This is a genomic window from Hyphomicrobium sp. (assembly GCF_036833075.1).
GTDB lineage: Bacteria > Pseudomonadota > Alphaproteobacteria > Rhizobiales > Hyphomicrobiaceae > Hyphomicrobium_C.
Genome location: NZ_DAITQL010000070.1, coordinates 1 through 21,592, shown reverse-complemented (window position 1 = coordinate 21,592; position 21,592 = coordinate 1). Strand labels below are relative to the sequence as shown.

The 21,592-nt window shown below is 64.1% G+C and carries 23 protein-coding genes and 1 pseudogene; 2 read left to right on the top strand and 22 right to left on the bottom strand.

Annotated features, from left to right (window positions below; all coding sequences use genetic code 11):
• From V7082_RS16940 to V7082_RS16850, 19 genes are all read right to left on the bottom strand, one after another.
• The coding region (locus tag V7082_RS16940; protein ID WP_334150436.1) for an AAA family ATPase at nt 1-989 on the bottom strand (989 nt) is incomplete at its 3' end.
• A 24-nt stretch (nt 990-1,013) separates the two neighbouring features.
• Complete coding sequence (locus tag V7082_RS16935; RefSeq protein ID WP_334150434.1) at nt 1,014-3,722, bottom strand: AAA family ATPase; 2,709 nt, start codon at nt 3,720-3,722, stop codon at nt 1,014-1,016.
• The gene (locus tag V7082_RS16930; protein ID WP_207211486.1) at nt 3,719-4,861 is read right to left on the bottom strand and encodes a metallophosphoesterase family protein; all 1,143 of its coding nucleotides are present in this window, start codon (nt 4,859-4,861) and stop codon (nt 3,719-3,721) included. The genes V7082_RS16935 and V7082_RS16930 overlap by 4 nt, the downstream gene beginning before the upstream one ends.
• 226 nt (nt 4,862-5,087) lie before the next feature.
• Entirely contained in the window at nt 5,088-6,827 is a 1,740-nt protein-coding gene (locus V7082_RS16925; RefSeq protein ID WP_334150432.1) for a relaxase/mobilization nuclease domain-containing protein, read from the bottom strand.
• A 247-nt stretch (nt 6,828-7,074) separates the two neighbouring features.
• A complete protein-coding gene (locus V7082_RS16920; RefSeq protein ID WP_334150431.1) occupies nt 7,075-7,836 on the bottom strand; it encodes a lytic transglycosylase domain-containing protein in 762 nt (253 codons plus the stop codon).
• A 4-nt stretch (nt 7,837-7,840) separates the two neighbouring features.
• A complete protein-coding gene (locus V7082_RS16915; protein WP_334150429.1) occupies nt 7,841-8,188 on the bottom strand; it encodes a DUF736 domain-containing protein in 348 nt (115 codons plus the stop codon).
• A gap of 67 nt (nt 8,189-8,255) precedes the next feature.
• Nucleotides 8,256-8,801 (bottom strand): S26 family signal peptidase, encoded by a 546-nt coding sequence (locus V7082_RS16910; RefSeq protein WP_334150427.1) that lies wholly within the window; start codon nt 8,799-8,801, stop codon nt 8,256-8,258.
• Nucleotides 8,798-9,316, bottom strand: coding sequence for a DUF2840 domain-containing protein (locus tag V7082_RS16905; RefSeq protein ID WP_334150426.1), 519 nt, complete (start codon nt 9,314-9,316; stop codon nt 8,798-8,800). The genes V7082_RS16910 and V7082_RS16905 overlap by 4 nt, the downstream gene beginning before the upstream one ends.
• The gene (locus V7082_RS16900) at nt 9,317-9,568 is read right to left on the bottom strand and encodes a hypothetical protein (protein WP_334150424.1); all 252 of its coding nucleotides are present in this window, start codon (nt 9,566-9,568) and stop codon (nt 9,317-9,319) included. It lies immediately after the preceding gene.
• Nucleotides 9,565-10,203, bottom strand: a complete 639-nt coding sequence (gene parA, locus V7082_RS16895) for a ParA family partition ATPase (protein WP_334150422.1) — start codon at nt 10,201-10,203, stop codon at nt 9,565-9,567. The genes V7082_RS16900 and parA overlap by 4 nt, the downstream gene beginning before the upstream one ends.
• Nucleotides 10,200-11,345, bottom strand: a complete 1,146-nt coding sequence (locus V7082_RS16890; protein ID WP_334150421.1) for a replication initiator protein A — start codon at nt 11,343-11,345, stop codon at nt 10,200-10,202. The genes parA and V7082_RS16890 overlap by 4 nt, the downstream gene beginning before the upstream one ends.
• 11 nt (nt 11,346-11,356) lie before the next feature.
• Complete coding sequence (locus tag V7082_RS16885) at nt 11,357-11,638, bottom strand: helix-turn-helix transcriptional regulator (protein ID WP_334150419.1); 282 nt, start codon at nt 11,636-11,638, stop codon at nt 11,357-11,359.
• A 133-nt stretch (nt 11,639-11,771) separates the two neighbouring features.
• Entirely contained in the window at nt 11,772-12,281 is a 510-nt protein-coding gene (locus V7082_RS16880; RefSeq protein ID WP_334150418.1) for a DUF2285 domain-containing protein, read from the bottom strand.
• A gap of 40 nt (nt 12,282-12,321) precedes the next feature.
• On the bottom strand, nt 12,322-12,546 hold the full coding sequence (locus V7082_RS16875; RefSeq protein WP_334150417.1) for a transcriptional regulator domain-containing protein: 225 nt from the start codon (nt 12,544-12,546) through the stop codon (nt 12,322-12,324).
• A 111-nt stretch (nt 12,547-12,657) separates the two neighbouring features.
• Nucleotides 12,658-12,921, bottom strand: a complete 264-nt coding sequence (locus tag V7082_RS16870; RefSeq protein ID WP_334150416.1) for a DNA -binding domain-containing protein — start codon at nt 12,919-12,921, stop codon at nt 12,658-12,660.
• 132 nt (nt 12,922-13,053) lie between these two features.
• Entirely contained in the window at nt 13,054-13,308 is a 255-nt protein-coding gene (locus tag V7082_RS16865) for a helix-turn-helix domain-containing protein (protein WP_034465392.1), read from the bottom strand.
• Nucleotides 13,309-13,498: 190 nt separating this feature from the next.
• A complete protein-coding gene (locus tag V7082_RS16860; RefSeq protein WP_334150415.1) occupies nt 13,499-13,825 on the bottom strand; it encodes a DUF736 domain-containing protein in 327 nt (108 codons plus the stop codon).
• Between the two features lie 596 nt (nt 13,826-14,421).
• The gene (locus V7082_RS16855; protein ID WP_334150438.1) at nt 14,422-14,862 is read right to left on the bottom strand and encodes a hypothetical protein; all 441 of its coding nucleotides are present in this window, start codon (nt 14,860-14,862) and stop codon (nt 14,422-14,424) included.
• A 144-nt stretch (nt 14,863-15,006) separates the two neighbouring features.
• The gene (locus V7082_RS16850) at nt 15,007-15,174 is read right to left on the bottom strand and encodes a hypothetical protein (protein ID WP_334150414.1); all 168 of its coding nucleotides are present in this window, start codon (nt 15,172-15,174) and stop codon (nt 15,007-15,009) included.
• A gap of 572 nt (nt 15,175-15,746) precedes the next feature.
• Between V7082_RS16850 and V7082_RS16845 the strand changes: the two genes are divergently transcribed.
• Both V7082_RS16845 and V7082_RS16840 read left to right on the top strand, forming a co-directional pair.
• Nucleotides 15,747-17,339 (top strand): ATP-dependent nuclease, encoded by a 1,593-nt coding sequence (locus V7082_RS16845; protein ID WP_334150413.1) that lies wholly within the window; start codon nt 15,747-15,749, stop codon nt 17,337-17,339.
• Nucleotides 17,332-18,405, top strand: a complete 1,074-nt coding sequence (locus tag V7082_RS16840; protein WP_334150412.1) for a UvrD-helicase domain-containing protein — start codon at nt 17,332-17,334, stop codon at nt 18,403-18,405. The genes V7082_RS16845 and V7082_RS16840 overlap by 8 nt, the downstream gene beginning before the upstream one ends.
• Nucleotides 18,406-18,533: 128 nt before the next feature.
• On the opposite strand, the gene V7082_RS16835 is transcribed toward V7082_RS16840, so the two are convergent.
• The 3 genes and pseudogenes from V7082_RS16835 to V7082_RS16825 all read right to left on the bottom strand — a co-directional run.
• Nucleotides 18,534-19,463 (bottom strand): DUF2493 domain-containing protein, encoded by a 930-nt coding sequence (locus V7082_RS16835; protein WP_334150411.1) that lies wholly within the window; start codon nt 19,461-19,463, stop codon nt 18,534-18,536.
• 309 nt (nt 19,464-19,772) lie between these two features.
• A complete protein-coding gene (locus V7082_RS16830) occupies nt 19,773-20,816 on the bottom strand; it encodes a DUF7146 domain-containing protein (RefSeq protein ID WP_334150410.1) in 1,044 nt (347 codons plus the stop codon).
• Nucleotides 20,817-21,592 (bottom strand): annotated as a pseudogene (locus tag V7082_RS16825) (methylase); the annotation flags it as partial.

The following is a 21,592-nucleotide window of genomic DNA, read 5'->3' as shown; positions in this document are numbered from 1 at the left end:
CGCTGAAGGCCGTGACCGAAGCGCGCCAGCTCGCCTTCAAAATCACCTTCGCCGGCGAGAATGTGCGCCCACGGCTCTTCGACGCGAACGGATTTATCCGGGTCCTGCTTCCATTGCAGGCGCAGACGCGCGTCCGGATGCGCCCATTCGGAAAGCCGCGTCTGAAGAGCTGTAGAGATATCATCCAAGGCGTTCTGGTTTTCGTCGAGAAGCGCCTGGTATTGCTGCTGCATATCGGAGCGAAGTGTCTTCACCCGCTCATCGAAATTCGTCTTTGAGCGGACGGTGCGAGCGAGAAGCTTGCCAAGCGCCGAGTTCCGCGCCTCGACCTGCTCGGAGGTCGCGTCCTTCACGGCCGGCACATAGACCCACTGGATGTGTTTCGCGAGGCGGTTCGCGCCCTTGGAGAAGCCATAAAACTGATCCTCGCTCTGAATCAGCTCGCATTCGCCGGGCCGTGCCGCTTCATAATCGCGCAGGGCCTGGACCATGGCGTCTTTCGTACCGGGCGCCGGCAGGTCGGCATAGGTCTGGCGCAGCTTGGAATAGATGTCTTTCAGCTCCGCCACCTTCTTGCCCGCGTCGGCAGCTTCGAAGAAGGGCGCGAAGGCGCGCATGGCAAGCCGCTGCCCGTATTGCTTCACCTGCGCCTTACCTGTGGCGGCATCGAACGTGGCGACAGCCGAGACGATAAGCTGATCCTGCCGCACGTAATCGGCAAAATCCTCCTTTGCTCCGTCGCTGAGATCGCAGAAGGTGAGCGTGATCTTGATCGGCTCACCTGTCTTCTTGCAGTGGAAATCCTCCTGGTCCAGTTGACTCAAGTCCGTCGGCAGGTTCTCTGACTCGCGGAAGAATACATTGAGGGCGGTGAGCACGGTGGATTTGCCAGCCCCGTTCGGACCGACCAGACAGCCGTAATCGTTGAAAGGAATGGTGGCGTCCGCGAAGGACCGGAAATTCTCGATTCTGACAGACGCTATCCTCATTGATCATTGCCCCCCTTTGCATCATCACGCCGACAACAGCTCTTCGCTGTTGCCGGGCGTCAGCGACAGCGCCCTTCCCCCAAGCTCTTCGAAAAGCTGCTCGCGGCAGGTGAGGATGAGTACCTGTACGTTGCGCGCCGCCATATTGAGAATGTCGAACATGCGTTGCATGCGGCGGTCGTCGGAAAACACAAGTGCGTCGTCGAGAATGACCGTCGCTGGATGGCCTTGTTCGACAAGCATTTCGGCAAATGCCAGCCGGATCAGCACCGCGATCTGTTCCTGCGTCCCCATGCTGAGGTGACTAAAGGCCTCCTCGTAGCCGGCCTCGCGCACAACGCCGGCAATCCGGAGATCCTCGTCGATCCGGATGTCGGCACCGGGAAATAGAAGCTGCAAATAGGGACGGACGCGCCGCAGAACAGGCGACAAGTACCGCTCCTTGGCCTCCTGCTCCGCGCTTCGGAGGGTCGTCAACAAAAGTCCGAGAACCCTGACTTCGCGGTCAAGGCGCTGGCGCTCTTCCTCGCACAGCGCTAGTTCGCGGCCTTTTTGGGCGATTGCCTCATCAAGCCCGGCCGCTTCGGCCGCCTCGACACGCGATCGCAAGCCCGCGATTTTCTCCTTGAGGGTGGCACGCTTGTCGCGGCGGTCCTGTAACGCTTTTTCAAGGCGCCCAATTCTGGCTTCTAACTGTGGCAGCGTTTCATCGGTCCGCTGCCCTTCGAGGGCCGCAATGGCGCGCTCCTGTTCGGAGAAGACGTTGCGGGCTGCCTCAATCGCGGCTGCAAGCTGATCATCGGCACATGCGGCCTCGGAGTCCGTGAGCTGACGACGGAGTTTTTCGACGCGCTTTTCGGCTTCCTCATGCCGGGCGTTCACGGTCGCAAGTTCACTCTGAAGCCGTGTCAGGGCTTCTTCCGGGCCAGTAAGGACGGCACGCGCCGTTTGCAGTGAATTGCGCGCTTCTGCTGCCTGCTCCCTGGCCGTCCGTAAAGCTGCCTCCGCTTCGGAGCGCGCCGGCAACCGCTCAAGGTGAAGCTCGGTCTTCTCACGCTCCAGGATCGTGCGCGTTCCCTCGATATAGTCAGAAAGAGACTGGGCGCCCGCATCATGGTCTTCCGTTGCCGGGGCGTGCAGCGCCGCTTCCTGGCGGGCAAGCTCTGCCTCCTGCAAGAGGCTCTGGCGCGTGGCGTATTGGTCTTCGGCGTCGGTGGCGGCGGCGATGCCAACCGCCGCGAGGGCGTCTTTAAGTTTTGCCGTTGCGTCACGTTGTTGGCGGAGTAATTGATCCCGGTCCTTGATCGCGGGCTCTACCGTGATCCGGCCGCGATCGGGAATGAAAATGGTGGTGGGCTCGACCGCCTGAACGGATGACTGCCCAGCCTTGAGAGGCTGCCCGTCAATCTCGATGTCGGCTCGTCGTTCCGGTGCGATGTCGAACGAGACGAGCGTGGCCGCGGCGCTTAGCCGGCTGGCGACGGCTTGCAGATCCTTATCGGCCTTGCGGATTGCCGCAAGTAATTTGTCTGTCACCAGAATGGCGGCGGCTTTCTGCTGGGCCTGCCGCTGGCGGTCCTCGGCCGCCTGCGCCTTTGCGCAGCGGCCCTCAAGTTCGCGAATACGGGCTTCCCGATCGACGATGGCGGTTATGCGCTGCGCGCGTGAAACGGCATCGTCGGCCTTCGCAACCGCTGCTTCAGATTCCCGCACTTGCGCGCGCAGTGCATCAAGCTGCGACCGGGCTTCCTTCTCCTGGCTGCGCGTTTCGGAGAGCTGCTGCCCGGACTCTTTAAGTGCAGCCTCTTCGGACTTGATATCATCCTTGAGACGTTGCCGGTCTTCGGCCGCTTTCTCGGCCTGGGCGAGATTTCGCTTTTTCAGCTCGAGCTCGGCGGACGCCGCGCTTATGCGCGCCTCCAGCTCGGCAAGTCGGCTATGACGCTGCCGGGCTTCACCAAGCTCCTTCTGGTCTGCCTGGTCGCGGTCAACGGCAATCAGCCGCGCGAGGCTCTCTTCGGCCGTTTCGAGGTCCTCAAGTGTCTGCGCCAGTTCCTGGCGCCGCCCTTGGAGATCGCCAAGCTCGTTCTCCAGAGCATCGATGCGGTCGAGCAGGTCCTTATAGCTGCCCCGCGGCTTGCCGCCGCTGGTCACCAAAACGCCGAGCTGAGCTTCCACGGCTTGCGGCAAGGCCCTGCCGCGCCGGCCGCCCAGGACCGTGCCAACTTCCGCTTCGAGGGCGCTGTGGAGGCTGGACCGGGCGGTACTCGGAATGTCCAGCGCGCCGAACGACTGCCCCTGCTGCACCCAAAGGACATTCCACATGCCAAGCGTTTCCGCTTTGGCGCCGGTCTTGCCAGGTTCATCGAAGCCCAGCAAGGTGCGCAGCGTGTCCTCTGCGGCATCGCCTTCCAGCGTCCGTCCGTCCGGGCAGGACAGGCGCGCGTAAGGCTTTTTGATGAAGCGCTTCGTGATCCGGTACAGCCCGTCATCAAGCTCGAAAGCAAGTTCAACCACGGGCGCGGCCTGATTGCGGTCGTTCTGCAAGGCAGTGATGGGCTGCGCTCTAGAGCTGTATTTCTCGAAGAGCGCCGCGCGGAGCGCATCGAGCAAGGTTGACTTGCCCATCTCGTTCGGGCCGACGACTACATTGAGGCCGTCGCCGAGGCCATCGAGCCGAACGGGGCTGGTGAACTTCTTGAACTGATTGACGGCTACGGATCGCAGCTTCATTTCTGCGCCGCCTGAAGTTTCATGTGCTCGATGTAGAGCCGCTGAAGCGCCTCGGCCGCGATGGCGCGCTCGATCTCGCCGCCCCCTTCTGATTGCCGCTTCAACTCTTCTGCCGCTGCCCGCACAAATCCGCCGCGGTCGATCTGATCGAGGTCCTCCGGAGTAGGACGCGGAAAGAGGCGGCGATCATCGACACGCAGAAAGCACAGCGCAGCCGAAACGCCTTCGACTATCCGTTCCTCGAAATAACGGCGGTCTTGCAGAGACAATGCACCTTCGATCGCAAGATGAACGAGCACGCTATTGAGGTCTTTGGCGACACCGCGCAGCTTGCCGTCCAGGAAGTCGATATCTCCGCGGGTGTTGATCTGCTGGGACAGGCTAATCCAAGTGTAATGGCCCGTGGTCACCGGCGTGACCGTGGGGGGAGCACCCAGCCCCTCGATTTCGACAAGCAACGCCTGTCCGCCGTCGATCACGTCGAAGGCGTCGGGCTCGGGCGTGCCGCTGTACCAGCACCGGTAATTGATCTTCTTCTGGCCGTGCCAGTCGCCGAGCGCGAGATAGGAAAGCCCCGCCTTGTCTGGGCGATCCGGCGCAATGTAGTTGGGCACGTCCCGGTCATCGGAGCCGAACCCGGTAATGGTGCCGTGGGCGAGTCCGACCCGAATCAGCCCATCCGGAACGGTAGCGTCGTCCATATAGGTGGTGGGATCGCCGATGGCGCGCCGATGCTGCAACGGCGCCGGTAAGAGGACGGCACGGTCGTCTTCCAAAATTGCGGGCTCGGGCGCGGCGTGAACGTGAACGTTGTCGGGCAGGCCCCTGCGAAGGATTTGATCCCAGAGACCATTCGGACGATGCGGGTCGTGGTTTCCCGGCAGAAGATGCCAGCGAAGATCAGGAAAAGCGCGCATGCGCTCGATCGGCTGGTTGATCGAGCGCGGTGAGAGTGCCTCCATGTCATAGACATCGCCGGCGACCAGCACATGTCGCGCGCCGTGAGCGGTCGCCAGTTCGCCGAGGCGGGTAATCGCCCGCAGGCGGGCATCCTGGAGAAGCCCCATATTGGCGTTGTCTAGGAACCGGAAAACCTTTCCGATTTGCCAGTCCGAGGTGTGGATTAGCTTAATGCTCACTCCCGGCCCCTTTTTGCCGCTGATGCAATGAATGTAGCGGAACTGCTTCAGGAGCGCATCCCAATGCCGAGGAAACCTCTACACAGCAGGCCGTGACACTAGCTGGTGCTCCGAAATCACCCGAGAATACAGACTCGTCGAAATGTCTGCTGGTGGGATTTTCTCAAGCGTCCACTTATGGCACAACCTACTCGTTCCGATGGTTAATCCATCGAAGACGCCGTGCCTATAGGCCGAGCCCACGCTTGCGGCCAAAGCCCCAGTCGATACCGCCGTCGCCGCGCGCGACGCCGGAGACGTGGCGGCCGAGCTGCTTTTCCAGCGATGGTGACCAAGGGACCAGCTGGAACCCGAGGCCGTCGTCGATCATGGCGAAGCGGCCGGAGGCAAGCGCGAAGCGCTGCCGGTAGGTGCCGGCGACATACTCGCCGGTCCCGGATTGGCTGAACGGCCGGCCGGTCTCGACGGCGAGCTTCTCGCTAAGCGCCTCCACCTCACGACGGCGCAGCGTATCGATCAGGTTGCGCGCGAAGATCACGCTGCGGCCCTGCCGCTCCGCGAGCCCCTGTTCGATGAGATGCTCCGCCCGGGCGTTCATCGCCTCGCGCACCTCGGCGCCAAACCCGCCGCCGCCCAGCGCGACCGGCTCGCGGGCGATGGCCTGACGGTCGAGCCAGGTGGCGCCGGTCGCCGTCAACTGTTGTTCGATGGAGAGGTCCGAGCGCACAGCGAGCGCCACCCGCCGCCGCCCTCGGGCGTCGTCGAACTTCCGCAACTCGACGATTGAGCCCGGCGCGCTGTCGCCGGCGGCGTCAAGGTCGGGCAGCTTGATATGGTGGGTCCGTCCATCGACGCCATCGACCACGGCAAAGGCGGTGCCCTTCAATTCGTCGTCGAGGCCGCGGTCGACCAGCCGGCCGATGACCGGATCGTCGAGGCTCTCGCCGGCCAGCACATAGGCCGCCGCGCCGCGCTCGATGCCCCGCTCCATCAGGCTGCGATGAATGCGCTTGATGATGTCGCCACGCTCGCCGAGTTCGCGCAGCGTCGCCTCCGCGTTCTCGGACAGGACCCATTGGCCCGGGCCGATCTGGTCGGCAAGCCCTAGGGATTCGAGCTTGCGCAGGCGGCCAACCTTCAGCGCGTGGAATTCGTCGGGTTGCCGGCCGGGGTGCGGCGCCAGGTCGATGACGCCGGTGCGATAGCCATCGCGGGCGAGCTGTCGGTCGAGCTGTGTCCAGCGCTCGGTATCGATCTGGCGTTCGAGCGTCCGGCGGATTTCGTGATCGGTGCGCGGTCCCAACTCCTGCGTGATCAGATCCTGGGCGCGGGCGCGCATCCCTTCCTTGATGTAGTCGCGGGAGATGACGAGGTCCTGGCCGTCATCAGCGCGGCCCCGCACGATGACATGTATATGAGGGTGCTCGGTGTTCCAGTGATCGATGCCGACCCAGTCGAGCTTCGTGCCGAGATCCTTCTCCATCTGGCCCATCAGTTCACGGGTGAAGGTCTTGAGATCGGACATCTCCACCGCGTCCTCGGGCGAGACGATGAAGCGGAAGTGATGGCGATCGTCCTGGCAGCGCTCGGCGAAGGCCTTGGGATCGGCGTCGTCGGTCTCGGGACCGAACAGCCGGGCCTTCTCCCCGTCCCGGGTGACGCCCTCGCGCCGGAGGTAGCCGAGATGCGCCGCGAGCGGCGTGGACCGTGCGGTGTGGCGCACGACGCGGGTCTTGATGACCGCGCCGCGCGAGCGGCCGGTCAGCAGACGATTTGCCTGCACGCTGGCGCGCGCGCCGCGCCCGAAGCGCGAGCGGTTGCCGGAGGTGATCCTGCCCGAGCGCGAGACGCGGCCGCCGGCCTTCTGGGCGGCGGCGAGCGCTTGGGCGATGAAGGGCCTCGCCCGCTGGGAGCCGGAGGAGCGGATGCGGCCAGGGCGGATGCGGAAATCGTCCTCGCCGCTCATGGCCGGAGCACCGCACATCGCATCAACGGACGGAAATTCCTGTGAAAACGCCGAATACGCGAGGTTCGCCGATCAGGCGCACCTCGCGTATTTGCTGCGCAAGCCATTGAATTACCACGACCGGACCAAGCCGCACCTCGCGGCCTTTTATCCCGCCATCGTCCGGTCGTGTTGCCTGCCTCCCACCCCCACACCCTCCATGATGCGCCGGGCCACGCCAGACTGCGATTTCGGGAGAGCGCCGTCATCACGGTGATCCCTCGCTCGACCGGGCGACGAACAGGCCGCTCGATCGCGGCGTGATGGCCGAAACATCGCGTGCTCCAACCGCATCGGCAGTGTCACCGGAACGACCGTCGGACGGCACAGGATCGGCAGCCGATGCGTAGTCCGCGCGGGTGACGAAGAGCGGCGCACGGGTCCATGGCAATGGCTCGGCGGTGGCAACGGTGACGGGGCCGGCGATGTCCTCGCCGCCAACAAGAGGCGCGAGCGCGGCGACATAGGCGCGAGTTTCGGCCGGCAAGGAACGCGCTCCCGCCAGATATTCCTCGTAGCGGCCGGGGCCGGCATTGTAGGCGGCGAGAAAGCCCGGCGAGCCGTAGCGATCGTGCATTTCGCGTAAGTAGGCCGCGCCAGCCAGAATGTTGTCGCGCGGGTCGTAAGGATCGCTGCCGAGCCGATGACGGACGCGCAAGTCCGCCCAGGTATCGGGCATGATCTGCATCAAGCCCATGGCGCCGGCGGACGAGATCGCGCGCACGTCGCCCGCGCTCTCCGCGCGCATCACCGCCCGAATCCATGCGGCCGGAACGCCGAAGCGCTGCGAGGCTTCGGCGACATGAGCGGCATAGCGATCGGTGGACGCCGGCCGTCCCAGCGGCGCGATCTGCGCCAGCGTGGCGGTCGGCGGCGCGACGGCGAATGCGAGGCCGGAAAGGAGAAGGAGGGTGATGCGGCGGGCGGCGCGAAGCCGCCCGGCGACATCGTGACTGCAGAAGATCGGCATGCCGTCACTCCCGCTCGCCGCGTCTGGGCGGCCGGTTCCAGTGCAACGACCAGGCCGACTTGTCGTCGCCGGACTGAAACAGGTTGGCGCGGATCGACTGCTTGAAGGCGGGATCGTCGATGAGCAGCGAGACATAGTTGCCCGCCTTCTCGCCGGTGCGTTTCCAGGCGGCGCCAACTTCCGGACCGACCTCCGGTGCGTCGGCATCGCCGAGATGGATGCGATAGTCGGGTGCGTTCTCGGCGTCGGAATGCTCGGCGGGAACGAGCACCAATTCGACATCGAGCGTGAGCGTATGGATGCGGCCGGAATAGCCGGATTTGGTGCGGGTGAATCGACCGATCTGCGACATTGCGGTTTCCTTTCGTCGGGGGTGGGTGAACAGGTTCGGCGCGAGCGGCAAGCCGATCAGGGGTCAGTCATCGGGTTGGGGCGCGCCACTCGTAGCGGCCGGAGCCGTCCTCATCGGTCCAGAGCGGGACCGCACGGCCGATGATCGAGCTCATCGGAAGCGGGCCGAAATAGCGGCCGTCGAGGCTGTCCTGGATCTCCCAGTTCATGAGGAACACCTCGCCGTCGGCGATGCGCCGGCAGCCCTGCCAGACGGGCAGGTCGCGGTCGCGCCGGTCGCGCTCCAGCGCATTGCCCATTGCGATCCGGTCGACCGTGATGGCGAGCCCCGAGCGGCAGACCCGTTGTCCCGGCAGACCGGCGATACGCTTCATCAGCGGCACACCGGGGGGCAGGTAACCGCGCTTGGCGAGGAAGTGCGCCAGCGGCTCGGGCGCATCGACGGCGACCAGGTCCGTCACCTCGAGCCGGTCATCCGGTTCGATCGAATAGAGCCCGATCGGTGCGCTCGCCGAGGCGTTCCAGATCAGCTTCTTCGGCGTTTCGATGAGCGCCGAAGCGGCGACGCCCATGGTCATAAGACAGGTGAGCATCACATAGCCGAAGCGGCTCATGGCGCGGTCCTCCGGCGCAGGAGGAAGGCCCCATGGTGCTGGGCGGTGTAGGCGCGCGGCTCATGACCGGCGGCCAGGCGGTTGTGGACGTGCCGCCAGTGGTCCGGCGAAACATCGGCCGGATCGATGCCGAGCGCCTCGATGGCATCGATGATCCGGAGCACGCGCTCGACCTTGGGCCATCCCTCGATCTTCAGGAAGATGTCGCCGCCGGGCCGCACGAAAGGCAGTGTCTGATAGGGCTCGCCGCGGTCGATGGCGCGCACGATGTCGATGCGCGAGATGATCGTGCCGTAGTCGTTGGACGCCCAGCGGATGAAGGCAAAGAGGCTGTTCGGCGCGAAGCCGACGACACGGCGCCGGCGGTCGAGGATCTGCTCATGGACTTCCCGGCCGAAGCGGATCCAGTGTTCGATCCGCTTCTCATGCCAGGTCAGCTCGACGAGCGTCGTGAATGGTGCGGGGCCGGCCTGCGAGTGGCCGCCGCGCACGCGGGGGTCCGCGATGCCGGTCATTTACGTGTCTCCTTGGTCTGGCGGGAATTCGCGAGCGAGCAGGTCGCGGAGCATGTCGGCGACGGTCTGTCCGCGCCGGAACGCCGCGATCTTGATCCGGCCGCGCAGCTCGGGCGTGACGTCGATCGTCAGCCGGGCGGTGAAGCCGGCGGCATCCGCGTCGCGCGGGGGCGATGCATCCGACGCCTTGATCCAGCGTTCGGGATCGGCGGGGCGCGACGCGAAACCGCGCTTCGGAGCGCGCCCGCTCATGGCGCGAGCCTCCCCACCTCGGCCCCGATGGCCGCGATCTCGCGTGTAGCCGGACTGTCCTCGTCGATCTCGAAGACGAGCCGCCCGGATTGCGCGGTATCGGCGAAAGCGACGCGCTGACCGATCCGCGCCGCCAGCACCGGCGGATCATGATCTGCGAGCGTCTCGGCCGTCTCGCGGGCGATGACGGTGCGCGCGCCGCAGCGGTTCAGAACGAAGCGGGCGGCAAGCTGCGGGCGATAGATGCGCGCTTCCTGGAGGAGCGAGAGCATCTCGGCCGAAGCCCAGCCATCGAAGGGCGACGGCTGCACGGGGATCAGCACCAGGTCGGCGGCGAGCAGCGCCGAGCGCATCAGCGAGGCGACACGCGGCGGTCCGTCGATGACGATGTGATCGGCATCGCGCGCCAGCTCTGGCGCCTCGCGGTGCAGGGTGTCACGGGCGAGGCCGACGACACCGAACAGGCGTGGAAGGCCTTCGCGCGCCCGCTGCTGCGACCAGTCCAGCGCCGAGCCCTGCGGATCGGCGTCGATCAGGGTGACGCGCCTTCCCTGCCGCGCCCATTGTCCCGCGAGATGCAGCGCCAACGTCGTCTTCCCGACGCCGCCCTTCTGGTTGAGGAACGCGACGATCATCGTGCCCCTCCCGGCCTGCGCCCGAGGGGGAGTCGCGATGGGTGAGCGGCTTCACTGCCGGTTGGTCGTGCCCGGGATGCTTTTCGGAGGAGCCCGTCGACGGCGGCGGCGACAGTGTTTTCCACATCGCTCCGCGCAACATAAGAGTTAGATTCTCTGTTAGATTCTAAGTTAAGGCCCGGAATCGTCGTTTCCGGCCAGAGACTTAACTGCGATCTCTGCGTGCGAAGTCCCGATGGTCCTGCGTGCGAAATCCCGATACCGCTTGCGTGCGAAGTCCCGACCGCGTCCACAGCGCCATCCACAGGTCTTGTGGATGATTTCGCCGGCAGGATGCGCAACAGCTCGCGTCGGCCTTCGCGCTCGATGTGCAGCCGATAGCCGGGAAGCGGCTGGCGCGGGACGATGCGCCGGAGCTGGAGCGCGAAGTCGGAGACGCGCATGAGGCTGCCGGACTTTTCGTGGAGATGGGCGAACTCGAATATCCAGCCCCGTGGCTGACGGCCGGCGTGCTTGCGCGCGACTCGGTAGAGCCAGCGTTCGATCCCGCCCGTCAGCCGGAAATAGGCGGGGTCGATGGTGAGCACCAGCGAGCGGTCGGTGACGCCGCGATAGAACCAGTCGGGCAGCACGAACTCCATGCCCTCCACGCGGCCGTCGCGCGTGACGCATTCCTCCCATTCGTTGATCCAAGAGAATTGGTGCCGCCGCCAATGCTCGCCCTGGCGGATGGTGGTGCGGATGACGGTCGATTGAAGGCGGGTGAGCGCACCCTTCAGCAGCTTGTAATCACGCTGGCCGGTTTCCCGGCCGATCGCCATCAGGAGCTGATAAGGCGTGAAGCGCAGGAAGCGCGAGGTCTTGAAACCGAGATTTTCGGCCTCGACGATCTGCGAGGCGGCCCAGATCAGCACGTCGGCGTCCCAGATGGTCGCCATGCCGTGCTCGGGCACCGCGAAGACCTCGACGCGGACGCCGCCGGCCTCGTAGAGGATCGGCGCGATGCGCTTGGCCTTGGCGAGCGAGAAGAACGGCCGCTCCATGAGATCGCGCTGATCGCGCGGACTGGCGTCGCCGGTTGCAACGATGAAGGGATCGAGCCTGGCCCGCTCGGTCGAGGTGATGAGGCGACGCCGCTTCATGATCGGACGTCTCAGCGATGGGAGCGGCCGGTGGGGGCCGCCGGCATCGGGTCGTGACGCTTGGCGGGCAGCACAGACCCACGCGGATCGGAGGTCGACGTGACGGCGCCCCGGTCGGCCCAGGCCTGGAGGTCCTCGATCGCATAGACGACGCGGCCGCCGAGCTTGCGATAGGCCGGGCCGGTGCCATAGGTACGATGCTTTTCCAGCGTCCGGCCGGAGAGGCCGAGGAAACGCGCGGCTTCTGGCGTTCTGAGAAAGCGCGGCGGCAAGCCGGCGAGATTGGGCGACATGATCGGGCCTCCGTGGGTTCGTTGAGGCCGCTGGCAGTGAGCGGCGGACGCAGGCCACGGTGGCGAAGGAGAGCCGCGAGGGGGGAGTGCGAAGAAGGGCGCGCCAAATTCGCACCCCCCTTCCGACATCGGGTCAGGATCGGCGGCGATGACGAAGGAGCGCGCGATAGCCCCCGGCGATCATGGCGAGGGCGTCCTTGACAAGGTCCATGGTCGCGTCGCGCAGCGCCGAGGACTTCCAGGGATCGGATGCAACGCGGGACACACCGTAAATGACGCCAGCGATCTCGCGATAGCTCGCGCCATTCATGCGTCCGTCGACCGCTTGCAGCATGTGGCGGATGCGCCGGCGTTGCTGCTTGGTCAGCCGGGTGTCCGCGGGCACGGCGCGACCGAGCAGGGACTTAAGCAGACGCTGGACGGCTTCGAGCCGGTCGAGGCCGTCAAGGTCGAGCGGGATCAGCGCGGCGAGTGGTTCGCCGGCTGCGACGCCGGCCAGCCGCAGGAGATGGAGAAGCTGCCCGTCTCCGGGGTCGTGCAGGAAATGAACGCCCTGCTCGTCGGCGCGGGCGGCGGTCTCCCGGATGGCGGAAAAGAGATTGCCGTCGGCCGGAAGGATGGACGGCGCGGCGGCCAGCAGCACGGTGCTGGTGTCATCCTCCGGGCACCAGAAGACCGGCGCTTCAGTGGCGTTGAGCGACGGACGGGCAACGAAATTGCAGCCCCCAGCGTTTCCGCACCCGGTTCGTCAGTTCCCGGAGATCGCACGCCGGACGCCTGGTCTCGGCATAATCACGCTGATAGTCGCCGTTGCGCCGCAGCCATTCCCAGCCAAGATCGGGCGATGCGAGGTCGTCGAGATAGTCGTAGGTCGATGTCGACCGCCACCGGGATATGTCAGGGGTCATGGGCGTCCTCTGCGCGTTGGCTACCGGGAGGAGCACCATCCCCGGTTGCAGAGGCCGCCGGAAGTCCCGAAGGTGGCAACGCGCGATGCGGCCGAGGCATCGCAATTCTGGCTAGTGTGCACGGCCCTCGCGGACGAGCAGGCGATAGCCGTGCTCGGTCATCCAGCGGGCGCGGGCGAGATGGGTGTCGTGGACATAGCGAGCGCGGTCCGGCTCGCGGTCCGGATCGAGGCCGAACAGGATCGTGACGGCCTCGCGCCAGTCGGCGCCATCGGTCGCCGCGTCGAGCAGCCGCATATAGAGCTTCATGTGCTCACGGTCATAGGTCGTGAGCGCCGCGCTTTGCGGCGGTTCATCGAGGAATTGTACTTGCATCACGTCAGCCCCCAGCACCTTACCATATCCGCCCCCGCCCCATTTGTTAACCGGGCGTTCGACGGGCACAGGGAAGGCCATTGGTGCATCGCGCGATGCACCGGAGGCATCGTCGAGGCGCCAAACGGGATGTCAGGGTGATCTGCGGCTGTCGATTTTCGCACGAACGAACATCACTCCTTCCCCTTGGTCGGAGTTGAGGAAGACGATGCCGTTGGCCTCGAGCGCCCGGCGCACCTGATCGCGCGTCGTCTCATACACCTTGAGGCCGCTCTCGGACTCGAGGCGCTTCAACGCGGTCAGGGATACCAGGGCCTTTTCAGCGAGCGTCTCCTGCGTCCAACCAAGCAGCGCGCGTGCGGCCCGTGTCTGTCGGGCGGTGATCATGCATGATCACCTCCCACCGACACGAATACGCACGCCAGAACTACGACTATATTAGTCGTTCTAGGGACGAGCGGCCAGATACAAAACGCTTTACCGGCGTCCATCGGAGCGATCGGTGTGGTGACTGATTCGGTCGCCCGGCAATGAGAGAGGCCCCGCCCGGACCAGCCGGGCGGGGCGTTGCGGCGCCTCAGTCGCCGTTGCGACGGCTGGGGCGGGACCAGATGAGGCTGTAGCCCTCGCCGTCCTCGTCGTCGAAGAGGTTGGCGAAGATCGGGGCGGTGAAGCTCGGATCGTCGAGCTTGAGGCCCAGATAGTCGCGGCCCTCGTTGGAGCGCTTGGACCAGGCGGCGCCGATCTCGGCGCGGCCGACGAAGACGCGGTGGCTGGGGGCGTTTTCGCCGGTGGCCCGGGTCTCGGGGACGATGCGCACGCCCTTGGCCTGGACTGAGAGGGTGACGATTTCGCCGGTGAACTCGTTGTTGCCGGTCTTCTTGAAGGTGCCGATGGTCGCCATGTCAGTTCTCCTTGATCACTGTCTCGAGCCCGCACCATTGCGGCCTCGATGGCGATCGACGGGCCGGAGGCGATCGACGCCGCACCCGCCAGGGCCGCAGCGCCAGCGGAGGATGGCAGCCAGGCGACTTTGTTGTTTCGCGAGGAATGACGGCGTAGCCGGCAGGGGAAGAAAGTCGATCGGCGCCATTGCGGCATAGGCGATCGAGGCGCAGCCGGCCTTCGGCCAGATCAGCCCATTGAAGAGGCCGTGTTGGAGCGGTCGACCTGACAGAAAGATCAAGGAAGAACGTGGCGGCCCCGTGCAGCCGCCAGAATCCTGGCAACGGATCGCGGCCGGTGATGACGTTCCACCTGTTCTGGCGATGATCGCGATGGGCTTCCCGCAGCCATCGGCTCGTGCGACGCCATCCTCGCCTGCGTCATCGCGTGGCTGTGCAGGGTGGTGACTACCTCTCCAGTGCCGCTTCAACGGGCCTTAGCTATGTCGGGCCTCACATAGCGATCTCTGCTTGACGGCCGGTTTCGTCCAACTCCGGCGTCGAGGATGGCAAGCGTACCGGCTTGCTGGCCATGCCTCCAACGGCCGTGTCGGTGTCAGCCCCGCGCCATCCCCCGTCCGGCCGGTTCGGGCGCGGCCATCGCTGCGATCCGTAGGAATGCCGCAATGCCGACCGCGATCGCGCCGACGACCGAAAAGGCGATCTGCCAGCCCTCGAACGGCATAGTGTGCTTCACGATGCCATGGGTCGCGTGATAGCCCGCGATCGCCGCTGGGGCTACGAAGGCGAGCGCAATGGCGACGCGCAGCCAGAGGGGGCGTGCGAAAGCAAGCAGCAGTTGGCCGACGCCGAAAATTAGCCCGGCCGCGACCAGGCCGATCGCGATGCCGCCCAGCCAGCCCGCGCCGGTGTCATAAGCCCACATGCCGGCGGTGACGCCGGCGAAGGCCGGCAGCGCGTAGATAGCAAGCGTGAACAGCAGCCAGCAGAGAACGCCGATGGCCGCGATGCTGAAGATGATGCCAAGGAAGATCATGGTGGTGGCCTCCGTGAGAAAAGGTCTGACGGTCGCGCCTTCCACCACCACCACGGCACGGCATGAAGCATAGCCGAAGATGAGCGGCCACGGGAGCGGAAATCGGATAGGGAGTTCCGCTCGCCGGACCGGGCGCTCCCTTCGTCAGGGCTGGAAGGGATCGAATTCATGGATGATGGCGGCAGTGTCACCGTCGTATTCGTTGGCGGGAACGACCGAAAAGCTGCCGTCACCGGCCCGGAAGATGACGATGGCGACCATGAGTGAGGTAGCGAGGCTGAAGGCGAAGGCGTGAGCGTCGTTGAGGGACATTGTTCCGGCTCCTGTCTGGAGGCGGGGGACCATCCCCCGCGCGACAGGCGCCCGATGTGTCCGGCCGAGGGCCGCAATCACCGCGGAGGCGAAGCCTCAAGGCCGCACGCTCGCGTAGCGGACCCTTCACGGGTTGATGGCGTCAGGCCATCGGCTGGACCAAGGATCAGCGCATTGGAAGCGGGGGATGGTATTTCCCGTGATCAGGAGCGATCGGACTGCACTCGGCGAGGCCTCAGCCGTCACCTTGGGCGTATCATGGCAAGCGCTCTTGTCCAGGTTCGATCTGACTCTGACTTTTACATCTCGGTCCAAATAGGCAAGCCATGACCAATGACGACACCCGCCGCACGATCTGGTTTCCGGAAAGCAGACGATGATCAACACAGGCGTTCGCAAACTCCAGCAGGCAATCGTGCTGCGCACGCACCGCGACCCATAAGCCAAGGGCTTTGGCGCGCGGCCGTCGCCCCGAAACGCAGATTGCGCTATGGTCCAGGCTTGCTGGTGCATTGTGGGGAATAGAAGAAAATGCAGTGCTGTTCTGCTGAGGGCCATAATCAGAGGGGGCGATGATGATAGAGCGCGTAATTGTGAAGAATTACAGAGCGCTCAGGGAAGCAGATGTAACGCTGAATTCCACGCTCAACATAATCGTGGGTGACAACGAGTCGGGTAAGTCGACCCTTCTGGAGGCAATAAACCTCGCCCTCAAATGTCAGATCAACAGGCGCCCTGCAATGCAGGAGCTGCACCCGTTTCTTCTGAACGCAGACTCCGTACACGAGTTTGTCACGTCCCATAAGCACGGCAAGCCGACGCCGCCACCGACAGTCCTCATCGAACTCTATCTCGCGGATAAGCCCGAGTTTGCCGACTTTAAGGGCACGAATAATAGCGAGAAGGCAGACGTTCCAGGCGTGAGCCTTTCAGTCGCCCTGGATCCCGATTTTTATGAGGAATACAAGGAGTATGTTGCGGACGCCGCGCAACTGAACGGCGTTCCAATCGAGTACTACCAGATCGTCTGGCAGAGCTTTGCTGGTCATCCCATGAGCAGCCGGGCATTGCCATTCCGCTCTGCGATGATCGACCCCTCTGCCATGTCCAACACCTATGCGGCCAACAAGTACGTGTTGGAAATTGTTCGCGACTATCTCACCGACAAGCAAAAGGTGGATTTGGCACTCTCATACCGAAAGATGCGCGATGTCTTCCTGTCGGACGACAACGTTACCGAAATCAACAAGGAGCTTGCTGGCAAAACGGGGGAGGTCACGGACAAGACATTGTCCGTTGCGATGGACACCACGACCCGCGCCAGTTGGGAAACCGGAGTCCTTCCCCATCTTGACGACATCCCGCTCACACTTGTGGGGAAGGGTGAGCAAAACGCCATCAAGATCAAGCTGGCGATCGAATCGGAATCGAGCACCAACGTTTTGCTGCTTGAGGAGCCTGAAAATCATCTGTCTCACGCTAACCTCAACAGGCTGATCAATCACATCGACGCCAGGTCAGCCGACAAGCAGTTGATCGTGACCACGCACAGCAGCTTCGTTCTCAACAAGCTGGGGGTCGATCACATACTCATGTTCAACGGCAAGACCGGCATAACGCTCAACGAGTTGCCGCCTGAAACGAAGAAATATTTCATGCGGCTGCCAGGGCACGACACGCTGCGCATGGTCTTGTCCGCACGATGCATACTGGTTGAGGGACCTTCCGACGAGTTGATCGTTCAAAAAGCCTACAAGCAAGCCCACGGCAAGATGCCGCTGGAAGACGGCGTTGAGGTGATCGCGGTAGGTTCGCTCGCGTTTAAGCGCTTTCTCGACATCGCTAAACTGCTCGAAATCGATGCCCGCGTTGTCACCGACAATGACAGTGATGCCGACGCGGTGAAGGAAAAGTACGCAGACTACCTGGGCCTCCCTACTATCAAGGTTTGCTTCGATCCCGACGAGGCTTATCCGACCCTTGAACCGCAACTCCTTAAAGCCACTGGCCGCGACAGGCTGAACGCAATCCTGAGAAAGAATTTTGCCGATGATGCCGCGCTACTCGATTACATGACCAAGCACAAAACGGCCGTGGCCTTGGCCATTTTTGAAAGCGAGGGGGAGATTGGGATCCCGGATTACATCAAGAATGCCATTGGATAATCGCATCATCGTAGCATCCGCCGGTTCCGGAAAGACGACGCTGATCGTTGATGACGCGTGCGGCCTTCCGGAAAAACGCGCTGCGATGATTACCTACACCAATAACGGCCGGGACGAAATTGAAGCGAAGACCTACAGTCGCTTCGCCCATGTACCGCCGCATGTTTCCATCGGCACGTGGTTTTCGTTCCTGCTCAGGCACTTCGTTCGACCCTACCAGAATTGTCTTTACGATCTGCGGGTCGCCGGGATTCATTTCGTGAGCGGCCGGTCCGCGCAGTACATTGCGGCAGACAATATCCGCCATCACTATTTTTCAAAGCCCGAACTCATCTACAGCGACAAGATCGCCAAGTTCGCCTGCGAAGTGGTCCAGAGGACGGACGGCGCGCCTATTAAGCGCTTCGAACAGATTTTCGAGCGGCTCTTCATCGACGAGAGCCAGGACCTGGCAGGCTACGACCTTGATCTTATCGAGATGCTGATGCGCTCACAGGTTCAGATCATCCTGGTCGGAGATCATCGACAGGCAACCTATGCGACGAACAGCGCCTCGAAGAACAAGAAGTATCGGGGTGCTAAGATCGTTGACAAATTTCATCAATGGGAGAAGGCCGGCTTATGCGCGCTTGAGTATCACAACTACAGCCGTCGCTGTGTGCAAGCCATCTGCGACTTCGCAGACCAGTTTCATCCGGATGCTCCGAACACCGAATCGAAAAACACGAATATCTCCGGCCATGATGGCGTATTTGCTGTGCGCAAGCGCGATGTCTCCGCTTATGTCGAGAAGTTCAAGCCCCAAACGTTGCGCTACAGCCGAGCAACGAAAGATGTGGTTGGGCGACCTTTGAATTTCGGAGCTGCGAAGGGGATGACATTCGACCGAACAATTATTTACCCGCACGGACCGCTCAAGAAGTTCCTTTCTACAGGCAAACTTGGGGACGCAGGTAAGGAAATCGACAAGATCTATGTGGCGACTACGCGTGCTAGGCAGAGCGTCGCGTTTGTCGTCGACGACAATGCCCAATTGGTCGGCCTGAACTTCTACGAGCCAGAATAGAACCGCTGGAATGCTCACTTTGGCGCGACCAAGCCGCTTCGCCAGCCAGGCGAAGGACAAACTGCCACCGTTCGGTGACATTTCAGTTCTCCAATTCTGTGCTCACTCAGAGGAGAAGGTGGCGGCGCTCACGCGCCGCCGTTGCCGAACTTCCAGACGGGAATGCCCATCTTGCGGGCCTTGTCGGCGAGATTGTCCTGGATGCCGGTGCCGGGGAAGACGATCACGCCGATCGGCAACACCGCCAGCATGGAGTCGTTGCGCTTGAACGGCGCGGCCTTGGCGTGGCGGGTCCAGTCGGGCTTGAAGGCGACCTGCGGCACCTTGCGCTGGTCGGCCCAGCGGGCGGCGATGCGCTCGGCGCCTTTCGGCGATCCGCCGTGCAGCAATATCATGTCGGGGTGTTTGGCGTGGACCTGATCGAGCTTGGCCCAGATCAGGCGATGGTCGTTGAAGTCGAGCCCGCCGGTGAAGGCGATCTTCGGACCCGACGGCAGGAGCACTTCCTGTTCGGCGCGCTTTCTGGCGGCGAGGAAGTCGCGGCTGTCGATCATCGCCGAGGTGAGATTGCGGTGATTGACCTTCGACCCGTTGCGCGGGAGCCAGGGTTTTCCGGCGTGACGCTCGTAGTGCTCGCCGGCTTGGTCGCGCATCAGCTCAAACGCATCCTGCCGCTCGACCAGCGTCCTGCCTTCCGCGATGAGGCGCTCGAGTTCGACCGATTTGACCTCGGTGCCATCCTGCTCCCGCTGGGACCGGCGCTGCGCCTGCTCATTGTCGTCGAGGTCGCGGGCAATCCGCTCGGCAGCGCGGTGGAAGACGTTGACGGTAGACCAGAGGAGATCGTCGAGGTCGGGCTCGAGGCGGCTGTCGCCAAGGGTGGCGATCAGGGCGTCGAAGATGTCGGCGATGGCGCCGGCGACGATATTGCCCTCGGGGAGCGGTCGCGGATCGGGTTCGTCTGCGAAGGGGCGATAGCCGTAAAGCTGAAGCTCGGTCAGGACGTGGTCGGTCGGGGAAGAGGTGTGCTGCGGTTCCTGGTCGTCATGCTCGCTCATGGGATGCTCCGTCGGATTGGACCGCGACCGTCGCGGCCTTCATGGCGACGAAGCCGTCGGGCGGGCCGGGCTGGCACCCGGAGCGACAGCGCAGGGCCGAAGCGCAGCGGAGGGCCGAAGGGGGCCGACTATTTTGTTTCGCGATGGAAAGGCCCGAGGGGCCGCCGGAAAATAGTCGGCCACAAGGTTGCCTGGCCGGACCGCTTGACGGCCGATCGCCCTCTCGAAGGCCGAGGCGCGGTCCTTTTGCGAGAGATGGGCATCTGGCGATGCGGCTGACGACGAACCGCTTTCCGCATCCCATTCCGGCTACGCTGCCAGCTCAATGAAGCGGGTGACGTCCTGCGGCGCGATCTGGACGCGGATTCCTGCCCGCAGCGTATCGATGCCGAGCACCCGCAGATCCTCGTTGAAGTCCCCGAGCGCCGGCGACAGCACGATCGCCTCGATCCCGGCCTGCTCGGCCCGGTCGATCAGTGCCGCCATCGCGCCGTCGCCTGCCGGATCGTCGTCGCGCGCGATGTAGAGCCGGCGCAGGATGTCCGGAAAGAGGATGGCGGAGAGATGGGCGGCCGAGAGCGCGGCCACCATCGGCATGGTCGGCAGGACGCATCTGAGCGACAGCATGGTCTCGATGCCTTCGCCTGCCGCCATCACGTCCTGCGTCACGCCGAACCGGACCGCATGGCCGAGAAGGTCGCCCATTGCCCGCCTCGGCGTGTCGATCGGCGCCTTGCCGTCGCCATCGGGGGAAAGCCAGGTGCGATGCGCTCCGGTGATCCGGCCTGCGAGGTCGGTGACGGAAGCGATCATCGCCGGCCAGGTCTCGGTCGGCGAATGCTCGTCGGGCCGGTAGAAGCAGCGGGGATGGAAGCGCAGCGCGCCGGTTTCGTGCAAAGCCGTAATGCCGCGTTTGCGCAAATACGTTTCTGCGAGAGTGCGCGTCATCGGCTGCGACATGGCGAAGAGCCGTCGCGCGGCCTCTGACGATCCGGTGGGCGGCGCCGTTGGCCGCCGTTGACGGTCCGGTTCGGGTTGGGAACGCGGCAGGCTCAGGAAGGCCCTGGCCTCATCGGCAACGTCTTTGAAATCGGTGAGACCGCAGCTTTCTCGGATGACGTCGAGCAGGTCGCCATGTTCCGCGCTTGCGGCATCCGTCCATTTCCCCGCCGCGCCCTTGCCGGACTCCGGCCCGGTGAGTCGGACGAACATGGAGCGGCCGGGCGTGTTGCGAACATCGCCGACCAGCCAGTAGCGGCCCTCGCGATGACCGGCGGGCAGATAGTGCCGGCACACCGCCTCGGCCTGGCGGGCAAGTCGTCGCGCCAGTTCGGATGCGTCGTGGCGAGCCATTTACGCAGCCTCCCGTTCGGAGACGCGCTCGACCGGGTAGCACTCCAGCACCTTCGCCAGCACACCGGCGCCGCTCGCATCAGTCGGTACGAACATGCGCAGCTTCCACGAAATGATCTCGTGGAACAGGCCGTATGCGCGGAGCCGGTCACGCATGGTGTCGGTGAAGCCCGACAGCTCGATGCGATGGGCGCCCATGACGCGGACCCGGCGCAATTGAAGTCCTTCGGCAAGGTCGAGGATCGTCCGGCCGTCGATCAGGGCCGCGAAGGCATCGTCCGGCGTCAGCGTGGTGGCGCCGGTGGCGGTCGCTTCCGCAACCCATGCCGGTGAAACCCGGCGGCCGACGATGCGCTCGCCGTCATCGGTCTGAAGCCGATAGACCCGCGTCGACTCGTTCGGCAGGCGCTTCCAGATCGGTAACAGCAGCCCGGCGACGACATGGATGGTGCTGTCGGAGAATTCCGGAATCTCGGCCAGCTCGGTGTTCCATGCCGTGGCGAACGTGCCTTCGTCGGCCTCGATCCAGTGCGTCTCGCCCATCATCCTCACCGGGACATTTTGGGCCTCCATCGGTCGGATCAGGCGGACACGCCGTTCGATCTCGCCATCGTCGAGCATCACGCTGCTGGTCGGGATCCGAACGGCCGCCCGGCCCGAACGCTCGTTGACGAGCAGCACGGCGCGACGGTCCGAGAGATGGGCAAGGGCCTGGTCGAGTGCGACCGGCCGGTTGCGTTCGCGCTGGGTGATGGTCAGCAGCCGGGTTTCCGCGC